The sequence below is a fragment of the Ruegeria sp. BJ6 genome (genome assembly GCF_056537885.1).
The window spans coordinates 1,051,602-1,072,206 of the sequence record NZ_JBQFSG010000001.1 but is presented as its reverse complement, the minus strand read 5'-3'; the positions used below and the strand labels follow the sequence as shown (position 1 = coordinate 1,072,206).

At 57.2% G+C, this 20,605-nt stretch carries 21 protein-coding genes and 1 tRNA gene; 12 read left to right on the top strand and 10 right to left on the bottom strand.

Translation table 11 applies throughout. The features are described from left to right. Positions 1 to 22 precede the first annotated feature (22 nt). The 4 genes from ACR0D6_RS05135 to ACR0D6_RS05120 all read left to right on the top strand — a co-directional run bounded on the left by ACR0D6_RS05135 (position 23) and on the right by ACR0D6_RS05120 (position 4,044). Positions 23 to 1,339, top strand: a complete 1,317-nt coding sequence (locus ACR0D6_RS05135; RefSeq protein WP_480452737.1) for a D-serine ammonia-lyase — start codon at positions 23 to 25, stop codon at positions 1,337 to 1,339. A gap of 25 nt (positions 1,340 to 1,364) precedes the next feature. Next, positions 1,365 to 2,336 (top strand): helix-turn-helix domain-containing protein, encoded by a 972-nt coding sequence (locus tag ACR0D6_RS05130; RefSeq protein WP_480452736.1) that lies wholly within the window; start codon positions 1,365 to 1,367, stop codon positions 2,334 to 2,336. A 75-nt stretch (positions 2,337 to 2,411) separates the two neighbouring features. Next, on the top strand, positions 2,412 to 2,756 hold the full coding sequence (locus tag ACR0D6_RS05125; protein ID WP_480452734.1) for a RidA family protein: 345 nt from the start codon (positions 2,412 to 2,414) through the stop codon (positions 2,754 to 2,756). Between the two features lie 34 nt (positions 2,757 to 2,790). Then, on the top strand, positions 2,791 to 4,044 hold the full coding sequence (locus tag ACR0D6_RS05120; protein ID WP_480452733.1) for a D-amino acid dehydrogenase: 1,254 nt from the start codon (positions 2,791 to 2,793) through the stop codon (positions 4,042 to 4,044). Positions 4,045 to 4,517: 473 nt separating this feature from the next. Here the strand turns inward: ACR0D6_RS05120 and ACR0D6_RS05115 are convergent, their stop codons facing one another. The 3 genes from ACR0D6_RS05115 to ACR0D6_RS05105 are packed head-to-tail and all read right to left on the bottom strand — an operon-like array spanning position 4,518 to position 7,564. Beyond that, positions 4,518 to 5,723 carry a M20 family metallopeptidase gene (locus tag ACR0D6_RS05115; RefSeq protein ID WP_480452731.1) on the bottom strand — a complete coding sequence of 402 codons (1,206 nt, stop codon included), beginning with the start codon at positions 5,721 to 5,723 and terminating at the stop codon, positions 4,518 to 4,520. 7 nt (positions 5,724 to 5,730) lie between these two features. Then, positions 5,731 to 6,276 carry an amino acid synthesis family protein gene (locus ACR0D6_RS05110; RefSeq protein ID WP_480452729.1) on the bottom strand — a complete coding sequence of 182 codons (546 nt, stop codon included), beginning with the start codon at positions 6,274 to 6,276 and terminating at the stop codon, positions 5,731 to 5,733. A 22-nt stretch (positions 6,277 to 6,298) separates the two neighbouring features. Next, a complete protein-coding gene (locus tag ACR0D6_RS05105) occupies positions 6,299 to 7,564 on the bottom strand; it encodes a pyridoxal phosphate-dependent decarboxylase family protein (protein WP_480452728.1) in 1,266 nt (421 codons plus the stop codon). Between the two features lie 792 nt (positions 7,565 to 8,356). Between ACR0D6_RS05105 and ACR0D6_RS05100 the strand changes: the two genes are divergently transcribed. The 5 genes from ACR0D6_RS05100 to ACR0D6_RS05080 are packed head-to-tail and all read left to right on the top strand — an operon-like array spanning position 8,357 to position 11,353. Continuing rightward, complete coding sequence (locus ACR0D6_RS05100) at positions 8,357 to 8,797, top strand: hypothetical protein (protein WP_480764705.1); 441 nt, start codon at positions 8,357 to 8,359, stop codon at positions 8,795 to 8,797. Further along, positions 8,794 to 9,456 (top strand): MotA/TolQ/ExbB proton channel family protein, encoded by a 663-nt coding sequence (locus ACR0D6_RS05095; RefSeq protein WP_480764704.1) that lies wholly within the window; start codon positions 8,794 to 8,796, stop codon positions 9,454 to 9,456. Before ACR0D6_RS05100 ends, ACR0D6_RS05095 begins: the two co-directional genes overlap by 4 nt. A gap of 31 nt (positions 9,457 to 9,487) precedes the next feature. After that, complete coding sequence (locus ACR0D6_RS05090; RefSeq protein WP_480764703.1) at positions 9,488 to 9,814, top strand: biopolymer transporter ExbD; 327 nt, start codon at positions 9,488 to 9,490, stop codon at positions 9,812 to 9,814. Between the two features lie 4 nt (positions 9,815 to 9,818). Beyond that, on the top strand, positions 9,819 to 10,196 hold the full coding sequence (locus ACR0D6_RS05085; protein WP_480764702.1) for an ExbD/TolR family protein: 378 nt from the start codon (positions 9,819 to 9,821) through the stop codon (positions 10,194 to 10,196). Next, on the top strand, positions 10,193 to 11,353 hold the full coding sequence (locus tag ACR0D6_RS05080) for an energy transducer TonB family protein (RefSeq protein WP_480764701.1): 1,161 nt from the start codon (positions 10,193 to 10,195) through the stop codon (positions 11,351 to 11,353). The genes ACR0D6_RS05085 and ACR0D6_RS05080 overlap by 4 nt, the downstream gene beginning before the upstream one ends. Positions 11,354 to 11,939: 586 nt before the next feature. Here the strand turns inward: ACR0D6_RS05080 and ACR0D6_RS05075 are convergent. The 7 genes from ACR0D6_RS05075 to ACR0D6_RS05045 form a co-directional block, all read right to left on the bottom strand. Further along, a tRNA-Phe gene (locus ACR0D6_RS05075) sits at positions 11,940 to 12,014 on the bottom strand. A gap of 79 nt (positions 12,015 to 12,093) precedes the next feature. Next, entirely contained in the window at positions 12,094 to 12,276 is a 183-nt protein-coding gene (locus ACR0D6_RS05070) for a DNA gyrase inhibitor YacG (protein WP_480764700.1), read from the bottom strand. Beyond that, the gene (locus ACR0D6_RS05065) at positions 12,273 to 13,295 is read right to left on the bottom strand and encodes a ribonuclease E/G (protein ID WP_480764699.1); all 1,023 of its coding nucleotides are present in this window, start codon (positions 13,293 to 13,295) and stop codon (positions 12,273 to 12,275) included. Before ACR0D6_RS05065 ends, ACR0D6_RS05070 begins: the two co-directional genes overlap by 4 nt. Further along, positions 13,292 to 13,870 carry a Maf family protein gene (locus tag ACR0D6_RS05060; protein WP_480764698.1) on the bottom strand — a complete coding sequence of 193 codons (579 nt, stop codon included), beginning with the start codon at positions 13,868 to 13,870 and terminating at the stop codon, positions 13,292 to 13,294. Before ACR0D6_RS05060 ends, ACR0D6_RS05065 begins: the two co-directional genes overlap by 4 nt. A gap of 10 nt (positions 13,871 to 13,880) precedes the next feature. Beyond that, entirely contained in the window at positions 13,881 to 14,099 is a 219-nt protein-coding gene (gene infA / locus ACR0D6_RS05055; protein WP_005978431.1) for a translation initiation factor IF-1, read from the bottom strand. Positions 14,100 to 14,189: 90 nt separating this feature from the next. Beyond that, the gene (locus ACR0D6_RS05050; RefSeq protein WP_480764697.1) at positions 14,190 to 15,065 is read right to left on the bottom strand and encodes a carbon-nitrogen hydrolase family protein; all 876 of its coding nucleotides are present in this window, start codon (positions 15,063 to 15,065) and stop codon (positions 14,190 to 14,192) included. Positions 15,066 to 15,191: 126 nt separating this feature from the next. Further along, positions 15,192 to 16,133, bottom strand: coding sequence for a LysR substrate-binding domain-containing protein (locus ACR0D6_RS05045; protein ID WP_480764696.1), 942 nt, complete (start codon positions 16,131 to 16,133; stop codon positions 15,192 to 15,194). A 130-nt stretch (positions 16,134 to 16,263) separates the two neighbouring features. On the opposite strand from ACR0D6_RS05045, the gene ACR0D6_RS05040 reads away from it, so the two are divergent. From ACR0D6_RS05040 to ACR0D6_RS05030, 3 genes are read left to right on the top strand one after another with little or no spacing between them, the layout of a single operon-like run. Beyond that, positions 16,264 to 17,079 (top strand): enoyl-CoA hydratase-related protein, encoded by an 816-nt coding sequence (locus tag ACR0D6_RS05040; protein ID WP_480764695.1) that lies wholly within the window; start codon positions 16,264 to 16,266, stop codon positions 17,077 to 17,079. Next, complete coding sequence (locus ACR0D6_RS05035; RefSeq protein ID WP_480764694.1) at positions 17,057 to 19,162, top strand: acetate--CoA ligase family protein; 2,106 nt, start codon at positions 17,057 to 17,059, stop codon at positions 19,160 to 19,162. Before ACR0D6_RS05040 ends, ACR0D6_RS05035 begins: the two co-directional genes overlap by 23 nt. Beyond that, complete coding sequence (locus tag ACR0D6_RS05030) at positions 19,159 to 20,601, top strand: carnitine 3-dehydrogenase (RefSeq protein ID WP_480764693.1); 1,443 nt, start codon at positions 19,159 to 19,161, stop codon at positions 20,599 to 20,601. The genes ACR0D6_RS05035 and ACR0D6_RS05030 overlap by 4 nt, the downstream gene beginning before the upstream one ends. The last annotated feature ends 4 nt before the right edge of the window (positions 20,602 to 20,605 follow it).

The window sequence follows — 20,605 nt, the reverse complement described above, 5'->3', positions numbered from 1 at the left end:
ATACTTCGGGGTCTAATTCGTTATGGAACATAGCTTGAAAGCCCGACTTCTATCAGGAGACCCGGTGCTGTGGATCAATTCCAACAGAATATCGGTTCAGGACGTTTCAAACGACGTTGCTCATCCCCAAAAGGTGGCGGAAGCGGTCGCCAATTGGGAAAAATTTGCCCCGTTACTTGAAAACTGCTTTCCGGAGTTGAAAACCAGCAGGGGCATTTTGGCATCTGATTTGGTAGAGTTAACGGCACAAGATTGCGAATTCGGGTTCTCGCAAGGTCGGTATTTTCTCAAAGCTGACAACAACTTGCCTGTGGCAGGTTCGATAAAGGCTCGAGGCGGAATCTATGAGGTGTGTCAGTACGCCTTGTCGTTGGCGCTCAAGTTGAATTTGATGTCGCCCTGTGATCCGATCGAGCATCTCGCTAATGACTCCATCAAGTCCGTTTTCGGAAAATACACTATTGCTGTTGGCTCGACCGGAAACCTTGGACTTAGCATTGGTGTCGTAGCGCGCGCTCTTGGATTTCGTGCCGTTGTTCACATGTCGTCGGATGCAAAACCATGGAAAGTTGCGCGGCTGCGGAACTATGACGTGCAGGTTGTACAGCACAAAGCCGACTATGGCACCGCGGTTTCCGCAGCCCGCGCCGAAGCGGACAATGACCCCAATACCTATTTTGTTGATGATGAGAGATCCGAATTACTCTTCTACGGCTACTCCGCCGCAGCGTCAGAGCTGCGTGAACAGTTAGAGAGTAAAGGTATTAGGATAGATCGAAACACGCCTTTGTTTCTCTATCTTCCTTGTGGGATCGGAGGGGCGCCAGGCGGAATAGCCTACGGGATCGTGCAGGAATTTGGTTTACTCGCGCACAGCTTTTTCGTCGAACCTGCTCAGTCCCCTTGCGCTTTGGTTCAACTGGCGTCGGGTTTAGAAAGACCTGTATCCGTCTACGACATCGGCCTGACAAACAAGACCGAAGCTGATGGAATGGCTGTCGCCGAAGTAAGCCGGTTTGTAGCGCAGGTTATGCAGCCATTGCTGAGTGGTGTTTACACGGTACGCGATAGTGACCTTTTCCGCTGGTTGAGGGTTGCGTGGGAAAAAACCGGGCAAAAACTGGAACCATCTGCTGCAGCTGGTCTGGGCGGCCCCGCAATTGTTCTGGGCTCTGATGAAGGTCAGAAATACCTGAAAGAAAACTGTTTAGGCCCTGTGATGTGTAACGCAGTTCACGTGATTTGGGCGACTGGCGGCAGCTTGGTGCCGGACCAGGAATTCTCCAAGTTTCTACACAAGGCAGATACGCCTCCGGAAAACTCTCCCAACGATCCCTGAGCCAAACACCTATCCGAGGTACGCTATGTTGCATCAGACCGAGATCATTGCCGACCCAAATGATTTTTGGGGAGAGCACAGCGGCAGCGCCAAAGAAGTGGTCTTTGTCGTTCAGGACTACAACTCCATGTATGCCGTGAAAGCATGTTTAGAGTTGCTTAAACTCACGAATAGGTTTGCATCAGAAAAGAAGTACCGAATTGAAGTTGTTCGCAGTGTAGAGAGTGCGTTTTCCTTGCGTTCCAACCTGTCAATGCGAACGGTCATTTTGTTTGGCGGCCTAAGCAAACCATGGCTGCCAAGTGAAATCGGTACACGGTTATTGAGAACACACTTACCATGCACAGATCGCATCGGGCTCGTTGGCGGTGCGGTCTTGCTTGCGGCTCAGGTGCCTTTCCTTCGAAACTACAGCTTCTGTATCCACACCAAATTTTTTGAAGCTGCTGATGAAGAGGCAATACAGATAGCGCCGGAAGATGTGCCAGCCTTCCGCCATGGCAAGGTGCATTCCGCGACCGGTGAACTTGCGGCGTTGCACATGATCGGGTCTATGGTCGCTGATGACTGCGGTGAGTTTCTCGCGCAGCAAGTTCTGAGCCACATTGGCCTGACTTTTTCTTCCTCCGCGAACCGATCTGAGGCCGAGAACCATTACCTTCGACTTGCGAAAGGAAATTCAACTCTGTGTCGCGCCATAGCGATGATGAAACAAAACGTGGAAGATCCGCTTTGCCTTGATGGGCTTTCGAAGTCATTGGAGGCGTCGCCGCGTCAAGTGCAACGCAAGTTTCAGAGGTTTTTTGGGGAAACGCCGACATCCGTCTACCTGAACATACGTTTGGAACGCGCCTTCCATCTCCTGAAGTTTACAGACTTGTCGATTGACGAAGTATCGATCGCAACTGGTTTCACGTCGCGGTCAAGCTTCAACCTTCGATTTCGGAGAAGGTACGAAACAACACCAATTCGTTGTCGGGCAAGCAGATACAGATAGTGGGGCTCATATCCTAACAGAAAAAAGTCACACTGCGAACTGAAGACACCCAACTTCCCAATCAAGGACAATAAAATGATAGAACGTTTTGAAACCGGTCAACGCATGAGCAAAGTCGTAAAACACAACGGCGTGCTGTATCTCTGCGGTCAGGTCGGAAGCGGCGACACTGTGGCCGAGCAAACAAAAGACTGTCTGTCCCGCGTTGACGCTCTTCTTGAAAAATACGGCTCGTCCCGCAAGCACATGCTGCAAGCCATTGTCTGGTTAGCTGACATGGCCGACTTCAATGAAATGAATGACGTATGGGATGCGTGGGTTCCAGCGGGTCATGCGCCGGCTCGGGCCTGCGGCGAGGCCAAACTTGCGCGTCCGCAGCTCCGCGTCGAAGTGATCGTCACTGCTGTTGAAGCAGAGTAATTCAGCCAATTCGGGTCAGTGAAAGCTTAAGCGAATGAAAGTCATCGTACTCGGTGCGGGTGTCATCGGCGTCACCACAGCATATTATCTGGCAAAGCAGAGCATTGATGTCACGGTCATTGACCGGCAGCGGGAAGCCGGTCTTGAAACAAGCTTTGCAAACGCTGGTGAGCTTTCATACGGAATGTCCTCCCCATGGGCCGCGCCGGGAATTCCCAAGAAAGCCATGAAATGGTTGCTGATGCGGCACCGGCCTTTGACAATCTGGCCCTTGCTCAGCCCGTCTATGTGGGCATGGGGATTGCAGATGCTGCGCAATTGCAACGAGGAATCCTATCGCATCAACAAAAGCCGCATGGTGCGGGTGTCGAGCTATAGCAGAGACGCACTGACGGATCTGTTGAAAGACGTTCCAATCGATTTCGACCAGCGAAACCTCGGAACACTGCAACTGTTCCGGACCGAAAAACAGCTTGAGGCGTCAAAGGTTGATCAGGACGTTCTGCGTGAATTTGCCTCACCGTTTGAGGTTCTGGATCGCGATGCCTGTATCGCCGCAGAACCGGGCTTGGCCAATGTCGCGGAGAAAATTGTCGGTGGTTTGCAACTAACGTCCGACCGCACTGGCGATTGCCGGAAATTTACCTCAGCCCTTGCCGCCAAAGCCGAAAAAATGGGTGTCAAGTTCCGGTACAATGAAACGATCAAGGGCTTCGAAACCCGCAACAATCAGATTACATCCGTTCTGACAGAGAATGGCTCGTTTGAAGGGGACGGGTTTGTCTGCTGCCTTGGCCCCTATTCCGCCGTCTTGTTGAAAGACCTGGGCATTCATCTGCCGATCTATCCGGTGAAAGGCTATTCCATCACCTTGCCGGTGAAAGACCCTGGCGCGGCACCGCAATCCACAATCATGGATGAGACCTATAAGGTTGCGTTGACACGGCTTGGCGACCGCATCCGTGTTGCCGGTCAGGCGGAAATCATCGGGTTCAACAAGAAACTCGGCAGACACGCGACCGATGCGGTGCGCTATGTCGTGAATGACCTTTTCCCCGATGGCGGCGACCAGACCAAAATCGAAAACTGGACCGGGCTGCGCCCAATGACACCGGATGGGACACCCGTATTGGGGCGCACAAAACTCAAGAACTTATTTCTGAACACTGGACACGGAACGCTTGGCTGGACAATGGCCTGTGGCTCAAGCCGTGCCGTTGCGGACCTGGTCGTTGAGCGCCAGCCCGACATTTCGTTCGAAGGGCTCGAGGCAAACCGATATGCATGACATTGGCCTGAGTTTTTTCCGCAGAGCTTCATCAGAAAACGGTGGTTGAAGTTGGAAAAGAAACGGCGGCTGCTTGTAGTTTCGCTTGTTGTAGCCAGTGTCGCAGCAGCCAATTACCTCTACTACCGGGACAATTACCCGACCGCTTTCTTTTGCAAGTTCGGCCATTTGATGGGCCTGCAGTTTGAAAAAGGTGAGTGCGAGAGGCACTCACCATCCCGATAAATTGCAACCGAATCCAACGTTTCCACAATCTTGAGGCTTGTTGATTATTTGCGGCGTACTTGCCGAACGTTGGTCATCTTGGACACCTATATCGCAGCTTGGAGTTCCAACAAAACGGTGCGCGGCTTTCAACGGTTGTTCAGTCTACACAAGGGCTGCATAGCTCAATGGCGACGGCAGGCTTCCGAACAACTGACTGATTTATATGCCACTTTTCGGCTGAAGTCGCGCAATCTGCGAGAAGTCGATCAAACGCAAACTTGACTAAAAAAGCCGTTCACTTTGGCGCTCTCAAAACCGTTCAAAGACAAAACCGTTCTCAGATAAATCTCAGTCGCCCGCACCATTTCTTCCAGCTCAACATACTCATCCGTACTGTGCGCCTGCGCCAGATCCCCTGGGCCGCAGATCACACAAGGAAACCCAAGGTTAGGCGCGTCTGTGCCGCCAGGGAACGCAGTGATCTGGGGTTCGCATTTAAGTGTTGCTTTTGCCGCACCTGAAATTGCCTCGACGAGGGGTGAATCTAAGGGCACATCCAAGGCTCGCGCCAGCAGTGTTGGTCCGATGACTTCAGCCCGAAAATCCGGAATAATCTTGCTCAATTCAGCCAAACGCGCGCGATAGTCATTCAGAATATCATCTATGTCCTCACCGGGCAGGAAGCGACGGTCAACCTCCATTTCGCACTGATCCGGAATTCCAGAAGCAAAAGTTCCACCACGGATGACGTTCATCGAAAACCGACCGCTACCGCACAAAGAGTGAGATGGTCCTTTTTCTTGAAGCTCTACGTTCAACCCCGACAGATGTTGAATGACTGCGCCCATATGTTCGACAGCGTTGACACCTTTCTCCGGTCGCGACGAATGTGTGGCCACACCGCTGGTGTAGATCTTGGCACATAGCTGACCTTTGTGCGCCGGACAAATCGCCAACTTCGATGGCTCTCCGATAATCCCAAAGTCCGCACTGGGGCCATTTTCACCCATCTCGGCAGAGCCGGTCAGCAAATGCTCTTCATCGACGATTCCAGCGATAATCAAATCGCCCGGCAATGTGATGTCGTTCTCGCGCAGCAAGTGAACGACTTCGAAATAGCAGGCTAATGCGGCTTTCATGTCGCAAGATCCACGACCATTGATCTGGCCATCTTTCAGCTCTGCTTCAAATGCCGCTTCGTAACCTACCGTTCCAACCGTATCCATATGAGCCGCAAGCATGATGGTCGGCCCGTCGCCGTTTCCCTTTAATCGACCCCAAACATTGGGTCGCCCGGGTGCAACCTGACGCCAGCCTGTTTCCATGCCCAAGGTCCGAAACCGGGACAGCAAATCATCCGACATTTCTTGTTCGCGGAAACCTTCCTTGGCGCTTTCATCAAATGGATTCACACTCCGAATTCGGACAAGTTCAATAAGCGTTTGTGCGAGACGATCTCTGTCAGGAGTCATTGTGTCCTCAGATTTCGGCGCGCGTCTTGCCAACACGCGGATTGATACGACTGCCATCGGCAAGCGCTATGACCATCATGATTTCGTCAGGCCGAGGGCTGTCGGGAACAGACAGGCTGATTGTATCAAAATGATCGAATGACCAGGCATCATCCTTATGGCCGAGTGGTACATCCAGCACTGCACCAGCCGCGGCGACCTTTGCTGCTGACGGGATCAGCGCAGCGCCGCCGCCAATAGGATCGCGCATGGCCTTTCCCAGCTTTGGGTGCAACATGGCGTGACCGTGCTCGATATCGCCGTTCACGCCAACGATGGTAGCCTTCCCGTAAGACACTGCGGCACGCGGCAGATGCGGCAGGGCGGCCTGAACCAGCCTTTCCCCAAGCAAGCCACCAAAATCGAAAAGCTGGCTCAGGTCCTCTTGGAATGTGCCGGAGAAAGGGTTTGCTATCACGCCCGCTGCCGCCACGCGCGTGACCTCCTGTGCATTAGGCTTCCCAGCCTCAGTGATTACGGTTTCCGCGTAAACAGCCAGTTTGCGAATTTCCATCACATACCCTCCCTTGAGCACATCAGTAGATTCCGTAAACCTCTTCTTCGCCCTTTGCCTTGATCTCTCCGGATTTGACTGCTTCGACCACGTCTCGCAGGTCGCTCAGGAAATCGTCGGCAATTTCATGGTGGTGGCAAGATACCATCAGCAGAATGGCGTCCGGTTTGCTACCGATATTGATCGCCCATCCGCGATCCATAAGACCATCCGCAATGGCAAGAATGTTCAGCCCGTCGGCCTTGAAGGCAAAGTGGGGGCCTTGGGGTGTACCCAGAATCTCCAGTTCATCGATGGCGTTGATCCCATTGCAGAACGCCTCGCGACCTTTGATAACTTCGGCTGTGACGCGCAGAAACCCTTCGCGGCCAAGGTAGTTGAACACGGCCCAGGCCGAAGCTATCGGACCCGAGTTGCGCGAGCCGGCTGTGTTCTTCGAGTAATAGTCACCCGCGTTCCAGTTCGCGACCTCGAAACCCTGCCAGTTTACCAGATCCGCATCACGCAGGACCAGGATCGAACACCCGCGATAGCTGTACCCGTATTTGTGGAAGTCTGCTGACATAGAGGTCACACCGGGTACCGAGAAGTCAAAGTTCGGGACGTCGTAGCCCAGTTCCTTAGCGAACGGCAGCATGAAGCCCCCGATGCAGGCATCCACATGCATCCACAGATCATGCTCCTGGGCAATGGCTGCGATCTCTTCGATCGGGTCCACAACGCCCAGAGGGAACGGCGGGCAGGACCCCACCAACATGATGGTTTTTTCGTTGATGGCCGCTTTCATGCCAGCCACGTTAGCCCGGTAGTCGGGGCTTTCGTCCATCTGGATGACGTCGATATCCAGGAAGTGGCTCAATTTGTTGAAGACGGCATAGGCCGACTGCGGCACGATGATATTGGGTTTGGTGATCCCTTTGAGCTCACGCGCCCGGTCGCGCGCAGTTTTCAGGGCCAGGATGATGGATTCCGACCCACCGGTCGTGATGGTCGCTGCTGCATTCTCAGGGGCATGAAAGAGCTCTTTCACCATCTCGATCACTTCGGTTTCGTACTTCCGAACCGACGGATGCAGACCGGTTTGGTGAACGACGTTGTCACCGATATGTTTGACAAAAGCGTCCTTGGCAACGTCGGCTACGTCACTTCCGCCATAGTAAGAGGCGGTCAGGTTTTTGAGAGAGAACCAATCCCAATCTCCAACCCGTGCCGCGTCCATCGCGTCGAGGATATCCTTGGCAGGCTTGCCAATTTGCGGGAAACCAATCTGATTGCGGTGCTGAGACATGCGCTGCCCTCTTGATGATGTATCCATGAGTGGCTCTATTTGGTTGGTAGTGGCCAGAATCGTCAAACCGGAAGATTTTGGCCTTGGCCAAGTTTTTTCAGCTTGATTGAACCCTGCGATTTTTCCCGCGCATTGTGGTCTGCGACTAATTCCATCTGATTTGGTTTGACTGTTGTTAGGTGAACCGTCGCTGGTCGGGCTATGTTATCGCTACGACATTTCGTGATATCTGTTTCACAAACCTGCGTTATCTCATTGCCATACAGTGTTCGCGTCAACTTTAAGCGGTGGCCTTTGCTTCAATTCTCAATCCATCGTCTTCCACGTAAACGGTGGAGCAATTCAGGTCAGGCAGTTAGCGCTTCTTCCGTGTATTTAATTGTCGACAACTTGAGAGAGTGGGGCAGGTAGGCACAGCGAAATGCAACTTTGTCCGCAAACCGTGAGTTCGATCGGTCTCAAGTTTCGCGCACGCAGCGAACGGCAGGTTCGACGGGCCGCGCCGCAGCATCGGATAGCAAAGCTCAATGACCGGTTTGGGCCGTTTTCAATTTGGTGCGATGGTTTGGGTGTATTAATGGTGCGGCGCTTCTAAGGTAAGCTCGAGCCCATAGTCCCAAATGCGGCACCTTGAATAAATGGAAGCGATTGCCGAAAGCCGACTTTGGCTGCTGACAAGGCTGTCTCTAATGGCCCTTTAAAGCAGGGACGAGTTGACATAGTTTTGGCATGGCCGACGCGGAGCGTCGCGGTTCTATGGCATTCAAGAAATCTGCGCTCGGGAGACAAACCATGCTATTTCGTCGCCTTGCTCTTGCTGGGCTTTTGGTCGTAGCATCTTCGTTTCAGACGACGCTGCTCGCACAGGTCACCACAGAGCGACCATCGGGCCTTCTTATTGAACTGAATGCGCTTAAGGATGTTGACGGCGCCTGCCGCCTGACCTTCTTTGCGCAAAACATGACAGAAGAAGAGATCGACAAAGCCGTGTTCGAGACCGTGATATTCGATCCAACCGGTGGGGTCGTGCGCTTGTCGCTCTTCGATTTCCGCGATTTACCGGCGGGACGACCGCGCGTGCGCCAGTTCGATCTGCCCGGCATGGCCTGCGACATGGTGGGACGGGCATTGATTAACGGGGCGAATTCTTGCGTTGTCGCGGGGGCCGAGAGCAAGATCTGTCATGAGGCGCTGTCTCCAAGCAGCCGTGTCGAAGTGGAGCTTCTCGGATGAACCCGTTTGAAGCCCTGCGCGAGATCCTTGCTCTAGGCGGTCCGGTGGTCGCGATCCTGATCGTAATGTCTGTGCTGACCTTGGCGGTAACCATCTACAAGATCTGGCAATATGCAGCTTGTGGGGTCGGTCGGCACCGGGTTCTGTCCGAGGCGCTGGCAGCTTGGGACAACGGAGACCGGCAGACGGCGCGTGCGCGTCTTGACGACAGCCACAGCTACCTCGCCCCGATTGTCGGCGCCGCAATGGATACACCCGAGACGCCCGGCCTCGATGATCGTTTGGACGCCGAAGCGGGTCTGGCGCTTGCCGGGCTTGAGAGAGGCTTTCGTTTGCTGGACACCATTGCGCAGCTCGCCCCGCTGTTAGGGCTCTTTGGCACTGTGCTGGGCATGATCGAAGCGTTTCAGAGCCTGCAGACGGCGGGCTCCTCTGTCGATCCCTCTCTGTTGGCCGGCGGCATCTGGGTCGCCTTGGTGACCACGGCGGTTGGCCTTGCCGTGGCCATGCCCACTTCGATGCTGCTCTCCTGGTTCGAAAGCCGCACCGCGCGCGAGCGGGTCTTCGCGGACAAAGCCCTGCGCACCGTGCTCGTGCCGGGTCAGGCCATCGCGGCGGCGGGAACCGATGCCTCCTCGGTAACGCCCGAGCATGCGTAGGGCAGCGCCCTTTGTCAGACGGCCCTTGTCGGTGACACCGCTCATCGACGTGATCTTCTTGCTTTTGCTGTTCTTCATGCTGTCATCGACCTTCTCGCGTTTCAGCGAGATCGAGCTGAGCAGCGCAACCGCCGGGGGTGCAGCAGCCAGCGAACCGACGGAACGGGTCTTTGTTCAGCTTGGCGCAGAGCGGCTGACGTTGAATGGCGCGCCGACCTCACTCGATGAGCTGACCGTGCAGGTCGAGACCGGGCAGGTTCTGGTCAGCCTTGATGCCGACACCTCGGCGCAGCGGCTGGTGGATCTGCTGGTTCGCCTACGTGGGCGCGACGGGTTGAGCGTAACGGTGTTGGAGTGAGCCAATGATCCGCCACGCCCGTCCCCGCCGCAAACGCGACTCGACCATCCCGCTGATCAACGTCGTCTTTCTGATGCTGATCTTTTTCCTGATTGCCGGCACGCTGGCCGCACCGCTCGACCCCGATCTGGAGCTTGTGAACACAAACGAGCTCGAGGGGAGGGAACCGCCCGACGCATTGGTGCTGCACCAGGACGGAAGCCTGAGCTTTCGCGGCACAGCGACCGATCCGGAGGCTTACATGACGGGTCACGGTACCGAACCCGTCAGGATTGTGCCCGACCGCAACGTCTCCGGCGCCCGCTTGATCGAGGTCACCGGCACGCTCCGCCGCCTTGGCGCATCCTCGGTGTTTCTCGTGACCGTGCAGGCCCTCGAATGATCCGCCGGTCGCTGGCTGTTGCGACGATTGCCCTGCTGGTGTCGCTGCTGGTTCACTTTTTTGGCCTGAGCGTTGTTGTGCCTGACCCGGCAGCACGGCCTGCGGCGGACAGCACAGCGGACACGGTCGCCTTGGGCAATGCTTTCGAAGATCTGGCGGATGCCCCCGCCGAACCGGTGCAACCCGAACCCGCAGAAGTGCCCGATCCTCCGGTCGAGACGGCGCCGGAACCTGAACCGGCGGAAGTACCGACCAGCGATGCGCGTGTGGCCTCGGACGACCCGCAACAAGTGTCATCGCCCGACACCGGCACTGCTGAAATCCTGCAACCGACGGCAGCGGAGCCGCCTCAACCCGACGCGCCAGAGGGTGAAGACCCGCCCGAAGATGGCGCTGACACCGCCGAGGAAACGGCCGCAACACCGCCGGTGGAACCCGACACGGTTACAGAAACTCCGGTTGGCACGGCTGACGGCAGCGCAGCACCCGTTGAGGCCGAGACCGCGGTCGCGCCATCCATTGCACCTGCTGCCACGATTGCTCCGGCGCCCGAGACCGCGGCAGTTCCGGTTGTCCCGTTGGAACAGGCGGCTATCGTGCCGGAAATCCCGCTTGAAACGGCAGAGCCAGTGCCTGACGAACCCGATGCCGCAGCAAGCGATGAAGAAACGGATGCGACCGATCTGGCCATGGCCACTTCTCCGCGTCCGCGTCTACGCGAAGAGCGGCCAACACCCACGTTGAAGGGTTTGCGCGACGGATTGAACGATTTCAGTGACCTGCGCAATCCCACGCAGTTGGTCGAGTCGCCGCTTCGCACCTATCAGCGCGATGGTGTCGATGCCTTCAGTCAGAGAAGCAGCGGAAGCCGGTCAGGTGGGCGCGGACCAGGCAACGCTGACACAACAAACTATGCCGGTGAGGTACTGGTCCATCTCAATCGATCTCCGGTCGTCTATGTCAAAGACAGAGGGTTCGCGCAGGTTTTCTTCGAGATCAATCCGGATGGAACGCTGGCTTGGGTCGACATCGTCGACAGTTCAGGTTCCCAGAATCTAAACCGTGCCGCCAAGGCACAGGTTCAGAGCGCGGCACCCTTTCCGCGCCCGCCGGGCGGCGTAAGCCGAAAGCTTTCATTTTTTTATCAAATCAAATGATCAGCAGCGCAGGCGATAGCCGACCTTAGTGGAGGCGCAGCGAAAGTTCATTTCGTCCGGGCAGCGTGAGTTTAGCCAGTCTCTGATTTTGCGCCTGCAGCGGACAGCAGGTTCGACGGGCCGCGGCGCAGCATCAGTTGGCAAGGCTCAATGACCGGATTGGGCCGTTCCGGCGGCCGACGAACGCGACCACGGTTCGATGTTGCACAGTCTGCGCTGAATGATTGTCAGCAATTCAACCCTTGCCGTGACTGGTTTGCAATCGTCTGGCATCACCGCCGCAGCGACTTACTAAGTTTGTTTAAGGGGGGCTCGATGTCAATCACAGCGCGGCCATGCAAAGCATGTCGGTAGCCGCGCCGCGCCATAACAGATCACTCGCTTGCAGCGAATGTCGGTTGTGTGGCCGAGCCGACCAAATGTTCACGTCGAGTTGTCCGGGAAATCGTGCCAAATTGTCCGAAAGCTGCCGCCGCGCTATAGACATGACCGCGAGCAGCTTAGACGAGTGGGTGGATATTTAGGTGGATATACTTCGCTTGAGATCTGGATTTAGCATAGCAATCAATTGGATATAAAATGTATGTGGTGCCCGGGGGCGGAATCGAACCACCGACACGAGGATTTTCAATCCACTGCTCTACCCCTGAGCTACCCGGGCACGGGAACGGCGTTTGCCGTTGGGTGGACGCGTTCTATGACTTGCACCACGCAGTGTCCAGAGGCTTTTTGACATTTTTTTAGTGCGGTCGATCCGATCCGCCAGCCTCGGGGTTTTCCACCGTGTCAGTATCGTCTTCTCGCTGCGACGGAACCGAATACGAGCCGTTCAGCCACTTTGCCAGATCGATATCCGCGCAGCGTTTCGAGCAGAACGGGCGGTACTTATTGTCCGTCGCTTCTTCGCAGATCGGGCAGCTCATTTCAGTGCCTCGGCCAGCGGAACGCGCCCGCGTTTTCGCTGCAATTCGAAATGGCCCAAAGGGGTCCACCCGGCAAGTATCGTCTCTTCGAGATCGTTCCGGAAGGCCGCGCGCAGCGTAGACTCGAACCCCCGGCGATCTTTCTTGGGCATCGGGGCCAGATCGAGCGTGATCTGGCCGCCCAGCCCGCGGATTCGCAATGCGCGAGGCAAAGCCTTGGCACATGCGAAATTGGCCTTGGTACCGGCTGCCAGAGATGTATCGCCCTTGGTGTTCACATCGACGGCCACCAGTGCGCGAGTTGGCTGGATGTGCAACAGCCCGCCGCCGGGCAGGGGCTCATCCTGGCTCTGGGCGGTTTCAAGCGCGTCCAGAACGCCGTGCACTTCAAAGTCGCCCGCCTTGGTCGCGATTTCCGCAGGTTCAGTCCAGTCGCGCCAGGCCAGAACGTGCGGACCGTCGCCTTCGCTCAGCACTTCGGGTTCAGTTCCCGCATCATTCAGAACCTGATCGGCCAGAGCTCGCATCGCAGAGATATCCTCGGCGACTTCGTCGGCATCCGCATTCTGACAACAGGACCGCAGTATGAGGCCATGTGCGCAGTCGCTCATGTGGTCGTGTGCGATTTCAAGCAACCTGTCACGTTCCTCATCGTCGTGAATGCTGCGTGATATGTTCAGGCCCGGTGCATCGGGTGTCACGATTGCATAACGGCTTTTGAAGAGCAGACGGGCAGTAACCGGAATTGCCTTGCCCGGCTCGGGATAGCCCGTGACCTGAACCAACAGCGATGCGCCCGGTGCCAAGCCTTTGACCTGACGCAGAAATGCCGGGCCATCCGGTGTCGAGAGGAACATTCCGCCCTGGCCTTTGACCGGACGGTCGGCACGGGCGCGATAGATGGTGCCGGGGGGCGGGGCATCTCCGGCAATCAGAAAATCGTCCAGTTTACCATCAACCATCAGGGCAGCGGCCTCGCGACCCTGAATGTGATCCAGGACGATGGTTCGACCTTTCATGAAGCCTCCTGATACAGCGGATACCGTACCGCCTGCAAAAGTGACGCCGTCTCTGAAAGTGGCAAGCCGACGATGCCTGTGAAGGATCCGCTTATCCAGGGAATAAAGGCACCGGCGGGTCCCTGTATTGCATAGGCACCCGCTTTGCCCTGCCAGTCCTTGGTCGCAAGATAGGCGTTGATCTCGGAATCCGACAGCCGTTTGACCTTGACCTGGCTTACGACGTCGCGCTCATACACCCGGTCACCGCGCCGTACGGCGACGGCTGTAATCACTCTGTGGCGGCGTCCGGACAATGCATAGAGGAACTCGGCTGCTTCGGCTGCATCTGCCGGTTTGCCGAGGATGCGCCGCCCCAGTGCCACGGTCGTGTCGGCGCAAAGCACGATGTCATCGCTACCTGCCTGAACTGCCTGAACTTTTTCGCGCGCAATACGAAGGCAATACGGGCGCGGCAGCTCACCTTTCAGCGGTGTCTCGTCGATATCGGGGGGGCGAACCGCATCGGGCTGCACGCCAAGCTGAGCCAACAGGTCCAGCCGCCGCGGGCTGCCCGATCCGAGGATAAACGCCATGTGACTGGCGTTACTTGAAGCGGTAGTTGATCCGACCCTTGGTCAGATCATAAGGGGTCATCTCGACCTGAACCTTGTCGCCGGCCAGAACACGGATGCGGTTTTTGCGCATCTTGCCTGCCGTATGTGCGATGATCTCATGGCCGTTTTCCAGCTCGACCCGAAACGTCGCATTAGGCAGGAGTTCCTTCACGACACCGGGAAATTCGAGCGTATCTTCCTTGGCCATGTTGTCTCCATCATTACGTTGCACCTGCAGAATCTGCAGTATGTGCGCTTAAATGAGCCTATTTTGGCCTTATTTCAAGGGTGGAATTGCCTAAAGGCAACACATTGTGACGGATTGGGCGCGGGGATCCTGCTCGGCCCAGTGGGTGCGGTTCAATACCCTGCCATCCGCGCGGACATGAGCAATTGCCTTCAGATCGACATCGGCATAGGTCCAGCCGGGCTGGTTCAGCGTGCCTTCGGCCAGAACACCGGTTTCGGGAAACCCAGTGTCAGGAGGCCCGAAAACCCCGCCCACGCCCGTGTTCATATCCACCGCTTCGGACCAGTTGTTGCTGCCCACGAGCGATGACATGACGGTAACACATTGATTTTCCAGCGATCTTGACATAGCGCCAATGCGAACACGCCAATATCCCGACAGGGCCTCGGTGCACGAGGGCACAAGGATCAGATCTGCTTCGCTCAGCGCGCGGCCCAGCAGGGGAAACTCACTATCATAGCAGATCAGGATACCGATCTTGCCCAGGTCGGTATCGAACAGCTTGAGCGGACCGCCGGCGGCGATGTCCCAGTCCTCACGCTCGAACCGGGTCATGATCTGTTTGTCCTGATGGTCGTGGCCACCATTGGGGGTGTAGAGATCGGCCCGGTTCACCGGACGGCCCTGACCTGTGTTCACGGGCGCTGATGCACCCAAAATGTGCAATTTGTACTCGGCTGCGAGGCGCTTATGTACGATTTGTACATCTTCCATCCGGTCGGAAACGGCGTGAATCGACCGCTCCAGATCCCCGGCAACGTCGGCACCGTCCAGCGTAGACAGTTCCATCGCGCCGTATTCGGGAAACACCAGAAGGTCAGCGCCATTCCCGGCGGCTTCGGACACCCAGGCGTTCAGCTTGTCTTCATACTGCGCCCAGCTGTCGAGCCAGTCGAGCGGGTAAGCGGCGGTGGCAACTTTCATGGGGGCGTCTCCGAATGCGCATTCCGGTCGACATTATGCGGGGACGCCGTCTGCTGTACAGACCCGATCAGCGTGCAGTGGCCGGGCCGGTGATGAGACCGGGCAGCGGACCATCTGCGCGTTGATCTAGCTGACCTGATCGGACCAAAACTCAGATGACAGGGTTTTGAACTGTTCATTGGTATGTCTGCATATCCAATTCAGAAAAGCCGCAACATTTGCGTTCTGCTGGTCCCGGACGACCGCAAACAATCCTTGCCTTAGCGCAATGGGCGTATCGAGCAACGGAACCAGCTGGCCTTCTCTGAGGAAATCGGTGGCGGTTCCGATCCAACCCAGCGCGACACCGCGCCCGCTGAGCGCGGCCTGCATCATCAGCAGGTGGTTGTCGAAGGTCGGTCCTAATAGCGGCCCCTTTGGTTTGGTGCCGAAATGTTCAAACCATTGCGGCCAATCGTACCATGATTTGTCATTGGAATGGGCATGTAGCAACGTATGGCCGATCAGATCCGCAGGGCTGGAAACCGTCTCTGACCGGTCCCGGTATCCGGGCGAGGCCACGGGCAGGATCTGTTCCCTGAACAACAGATACGCCTGTAAATCCGGCCAGTCGCCCATGCCGAAGCGGATCGCCACATCAATGCCCGGATCAAGGGTCGCCATCCCGTGATAGGCCGTCACCATGTTGACCTGTATGTCCGGATGCGTTTCGTGGAAGTTTTTAAGCCTCGGCAGAAGCCAGTAGTTTCCATAGGCAAGATTGCAGGAAATCGTCAGGATATTTCCGGTTTGACGGCTGCGTAGCGATTCAGTCTCGGCAGAGAGTTGCGCCAGACAGCCGGTGAGAGAGGCGACATATTCGCGCCCCTCGCGGGTCAGGCTGATCGGACGGGCAGAGCGATCGAACAATTTCGTTTCAAGAAAACTCTCGGCCAACGTAACCGCGTGGCTTACGGCGGATTGGCTTGTGTTCAGCTCTTCTCCGGCGCGTGTGAAACTGCGCAGGCGCGCCGTGGCCTCGACCGCCAGAAGCGCCTTAAGCGGTGGGATGGTCTTCCAATACTGCATCATGAATCCTCTTCATGATATAATGATCTCTTTCCCCCTATCAATCATGCCGTTTCTCTACAGAAATCAAGAAAATTGGACGGATGGCAGGTCGGATTCTACCGTCTCATCATGATTGCAGGAGGATGTCATGACCGGGCTGATTCAGGTAACTGAACATAAGCACGTTCTGGAGGTTGCGATGAATCGACCGCCAGTGAACGCGATCAACCTTGATCTCAGCACACAGATGTACGCCGCGTTCAAGCGGCTGAATGATAGCGAAGATCTGCGCGTCGGGCTGTTGTCCAGCCTCGGCAATGACAAGAACATTTTTTCGGCGGGCTGGGATCTTAAGGCGTTTGCAGCCGGTGAAAGCGCTGACGATGAAAACGGCTTTGACCTTGGCCCCGGCGGGCTGGGAGGGCTGCCGGAGTTTTTTGATCTATACAAACCTGTGGTCGTGGCCCTGGCCGGTGGCGCAATTGGCGGCGGGTTCGAGCTGGCGCTGGGTGGCGATGTGATCATCTGTGCAGAGGATGCCTATTTCTGGCTGCCCGAGATGCAGCGCGGTTTCCTGCCCGATGGTGGTGCGATCCAGAAGCTGCATCACCGCATTCCATGGAATGTCGCGATGGATCTGATCCTGACGGGGCGCAAGATGTATGCGGACGAGGCCAAGCACTGGGGTCTTGTGCGGGATGTGGTGCCAGTGGATCAGTTGCTGCCACATGCGCGCGGGGTCGCTGAAACAATTGCGCAGGGTGCGCCATTGGTGGCCGGGGCGCTCAAGGAATACATGCGAAGATATGGGCATCGCTCAGTCGAGGAAAGCCATGCTGCCGTGCGCCGCGCCTGGGTCGGGCGCAGCGACATGCCGCTATACGAACGGATGATCCAGTCGGACGATTTCACCGAAGGCTCTGTCGCCTTTGCCGAAAAGCGTGATCCGAGTTTCAAGGGCTGAGAACATGACGCACCGGTTATCCCCATTATTCGAGGCCCGTTCGATGGCCGTGCTGGGCGCGTCTGCCCGGCCCGGTTCATTTGGTGAGCGGCTGGCAAAGGCCACTTTGTCCGGTGGCTTTTCCGGGCCAATCGACTTTATCAATCCGCGGGGCGGTGAAATTCAGGGGCGCAGGGCTGTGACCTCGATCCGTGATCTGGATCACGTACCGGATTTGGCCGTTCTTGGCATTGGCGGTCCGAACCTTGAGGCTGCGTTGGTGGACGCCATCGACCTTGGCGTGAAATCAGCGGTTTTGTTCGATGCTTGCCACGGAGAAACGCCGGATGGCACCTCGATTCTGGCTCGGCTCAGGGATATTGCCGCAGAGGCCGGTCTTCCGGTTTGCGGTGGGGCCGGCATGGGGGTCCTTAACATCCGGACGGGGCTGACGGGCAGTTTCTATCCTGCGGATCACATGAAACCCGGAGGAATTTCACTGATTGCTCATTCCGGCAGTGTGTTCACCGTGTTGGGAATGAACGATCCCCGCTTTCGTTTTGATCTTGTCGCGTCACCCGGGCAGGAGATCGGCGCCACCGTGGATGAGTATATCGACTATGCCGCAGGCCGTGATACGACAAAGGCCATCGCCGTTTTCATGGAAAGTGCACGCAACCCCGAAGGTCTGGTCCAAAGCCTGAAGCGCGCGCGTGATGCGGGCAAGCCGGTGGTGATCTGCAAGGTTGGCCGGACCGAGGAAAGCGCGCGGCTGGCCCGTTCGCATACCGGGGCGCTGGCGGGCAGCCACACGGCTTACGAGGCCGTGTTCGAGGAATGCGATGCGATCTCGGTCTCGTCGGTGGACGCCTTGATGAACACGGCACTTTTGTGTTCGACCGGGCGTATTCCCGGCCCGGGCGGGGCAGGGCTGGTGACGGATAGCGGGGGTCTGCGGGAAATGCAGGTTGATCTGGCCGAGGAAACCGGCACGCCTCTGGCCCGGCTCAGCGACACGACGCGCGCCCGGCTGCGCGATGCGCTGCCGCCGGAACTGGAACCCTCAAACCCGCTTGATTGCGCTGCGGACCTGACTGATGAGTTTCCCAAGGTCTTTGACCGAGGACTGGATATTCTGGCCACCGCGCCCGAAGTGTCGATGCTGGGCTTTGAGGCCGACCTGCGCGATGACTATGTTTATGAACCTGATTTGCTGGCCCATGCCAAACGGCTGGTTGATCGCACCGAAAAACCGGTCTTTTTCTATGCAAGTTTCGGGCAGACCCACAACCGGGGGATCGGAGACGAATTGGCGGAGTTGGGTGTGCCATGTCTGAACGGAGCGGAAAACGCGATGCAGGCCGTTCGGGCGTTCCAGAACTGGGCGGATGCACGGTGTGGGGCATTGGCTGAGGTGCCGGACGTACCAGAGACTGATTGCGATCTGCCCGGCCATCTTGATGAGGCCGCAAGCCTTGAGGTGTTGGCGCGTTTCGGCGTGCCCGGTGCCACCAGCAGGATTTGTCAGGATGCAGGTGCCGTTGCCGAAGCGGGGGCGGAACTGGGGTATCCGGTAGTGCTGAAGACTGCCGAAGCGGGAATTGACCACAAAAGCGATCTGGGTGGTGTGGTCCTGAACCTATGGAATGCTGCTGACCTGGATGCGGCCTATGCCCGCCTCTCAACCCGTCTGGGTCCGCGCGTGGTCGTGCAGAGGCAGGCCGAAAAAGGCGTGGAGCTTGCCTTTGGCTGCGTGATGGATCCGGATTTCGGACCGCTGGTCATGGTCGCGCCCGGAGGCACTCTGGTCGAGCTGTTCGACGAGCGCCAGTTTGCGCGGGCCCCGTTTGGCGTGGACAAGGCCGAGGCGATGATCCGCAAGCTGCGTATCTCGCGACTGATCGACGGGGTTAGGGGCGAAGCACCCGGCGATATGGCAGGCGCGGCCAGAGCTCTGAGTGCCTTTTCCCTCGCCTGTGCGGCCCTTGCCAGCCAGATATCTGAAATCGACGTGAACCCCGTGATGGTGACACCGACAGGGGCGATGGCAGTGGATGCCCTGATTGTTCCCGCGCAGCGCACCGCGCAAGAGGCGGCGGAATGAAGGTCGCGATTGTTGGTGTCGGCGTCATCGGTGGTGGCTGGGCTGCCCGGTTTCTGCTGAACGGTCACGACGTTTCGGTTTTCGACCCCTCGCCGGATGCACCACGCAAACTTGCCGAAGTGCTGGACAACGCCCGCGCCAGCCTGCCTGCGCTGTATGATCGCCCCTTGCCACCCGAGGGCAAACTTACCTTCGCGGCCACTCTGGCCGAGGCAGTTGCAAACGCGGACTGGGTGCAGGAAAGCGCGCCCGAACGGCTGGAAATCAAGCAGTCGCTTTATGCCGAAATCGAACCTCATCTTGGTCCGGAAACGGTGCTGGCCTCTTCTACGTCAGGCTACCGGCCCAGTCGGTTGCAGGACCTGCTGAAGCGACCGGAACGCCTGATCGTCGCGCATCCGTTCAACCCGGTCTACCTGATGACGCTGGTGGAAATCGTCGGGTCGGATATCACTCCGGACATACTGAAAACCCGTGCGGCCGACACCTTGCGTTCGATAGGGATGCATCCGCTGGTGATGGGCCGTGAGGTGGATGGCTTTATTGGCAATCGCCTGCAGGAAGCTGTCTGGCGCGAAACGCTGTGGATGGTGAAAGACGGAGTTGCCACCACCGGGCAGATTGACGAAGCGATCCTTTACGGGTTCGGCCTGAGATGGGCACAGATGGGGCAGTTCGACACCTATCGGCTTGCCGGAGGAGAGGCAGGGATGCGCCATTTTCTGGCGCAATTCGGACCCTCACTGAAAGAGCCGTTGACCCATTTGATGGATGTCCCCGACCTTGACGAGGCGCTTGTGGCGCGCGTGGCGGACCAGTCCGATGCGCAATCCGGGCATCTGAGCATTCGGGAAATGGAAAAGGCCCGCGATGCCAATCTGGTGGCTCTTATCCGGGCGTTAAAGCACCGAAACTGCGGCGCGGGCCGGACGATCCGCATACAGGAAACCCATCTGCCAATTCCCCAGAGCGCCGATCTGCCGGTAACCGCGCAACGTGTTATCCCGCCAAGCTGGACCGATGCCAACGGCCATATGAACGAGGCGCATTACATCGAAGTCGCTTCAAACGCGGCGGACGCGTTGACGGAAAGCTGTGGTGTGACCGCCGAGTATATCGCAAACGGCAACAGTCATTTCACCGGGGAAACCCACATTCGGTATCTGTCCGAGCTGCACGAGGGCGACATGATCACGGTGCAGACGCAGGTGCTGCATGGCAGCGGCAGGAAAACGCACCTGTTTCACCGCATTCTGGGCCCAGATGGAGGGCTGTCGGCCACCGTGGAGATGATGATCCTTCATGTCGATCTGTGTACCCGGCAGGTTTGCGAACCGCTTCCGCATGTTGCCGAAGCGTTGAAGAAGTTGGAGAAGGAACACGCCCATTTTCCCCGCCCGGATGGCGCGGGCCGATCGATCCGCAACCTGAAGGAATAATACG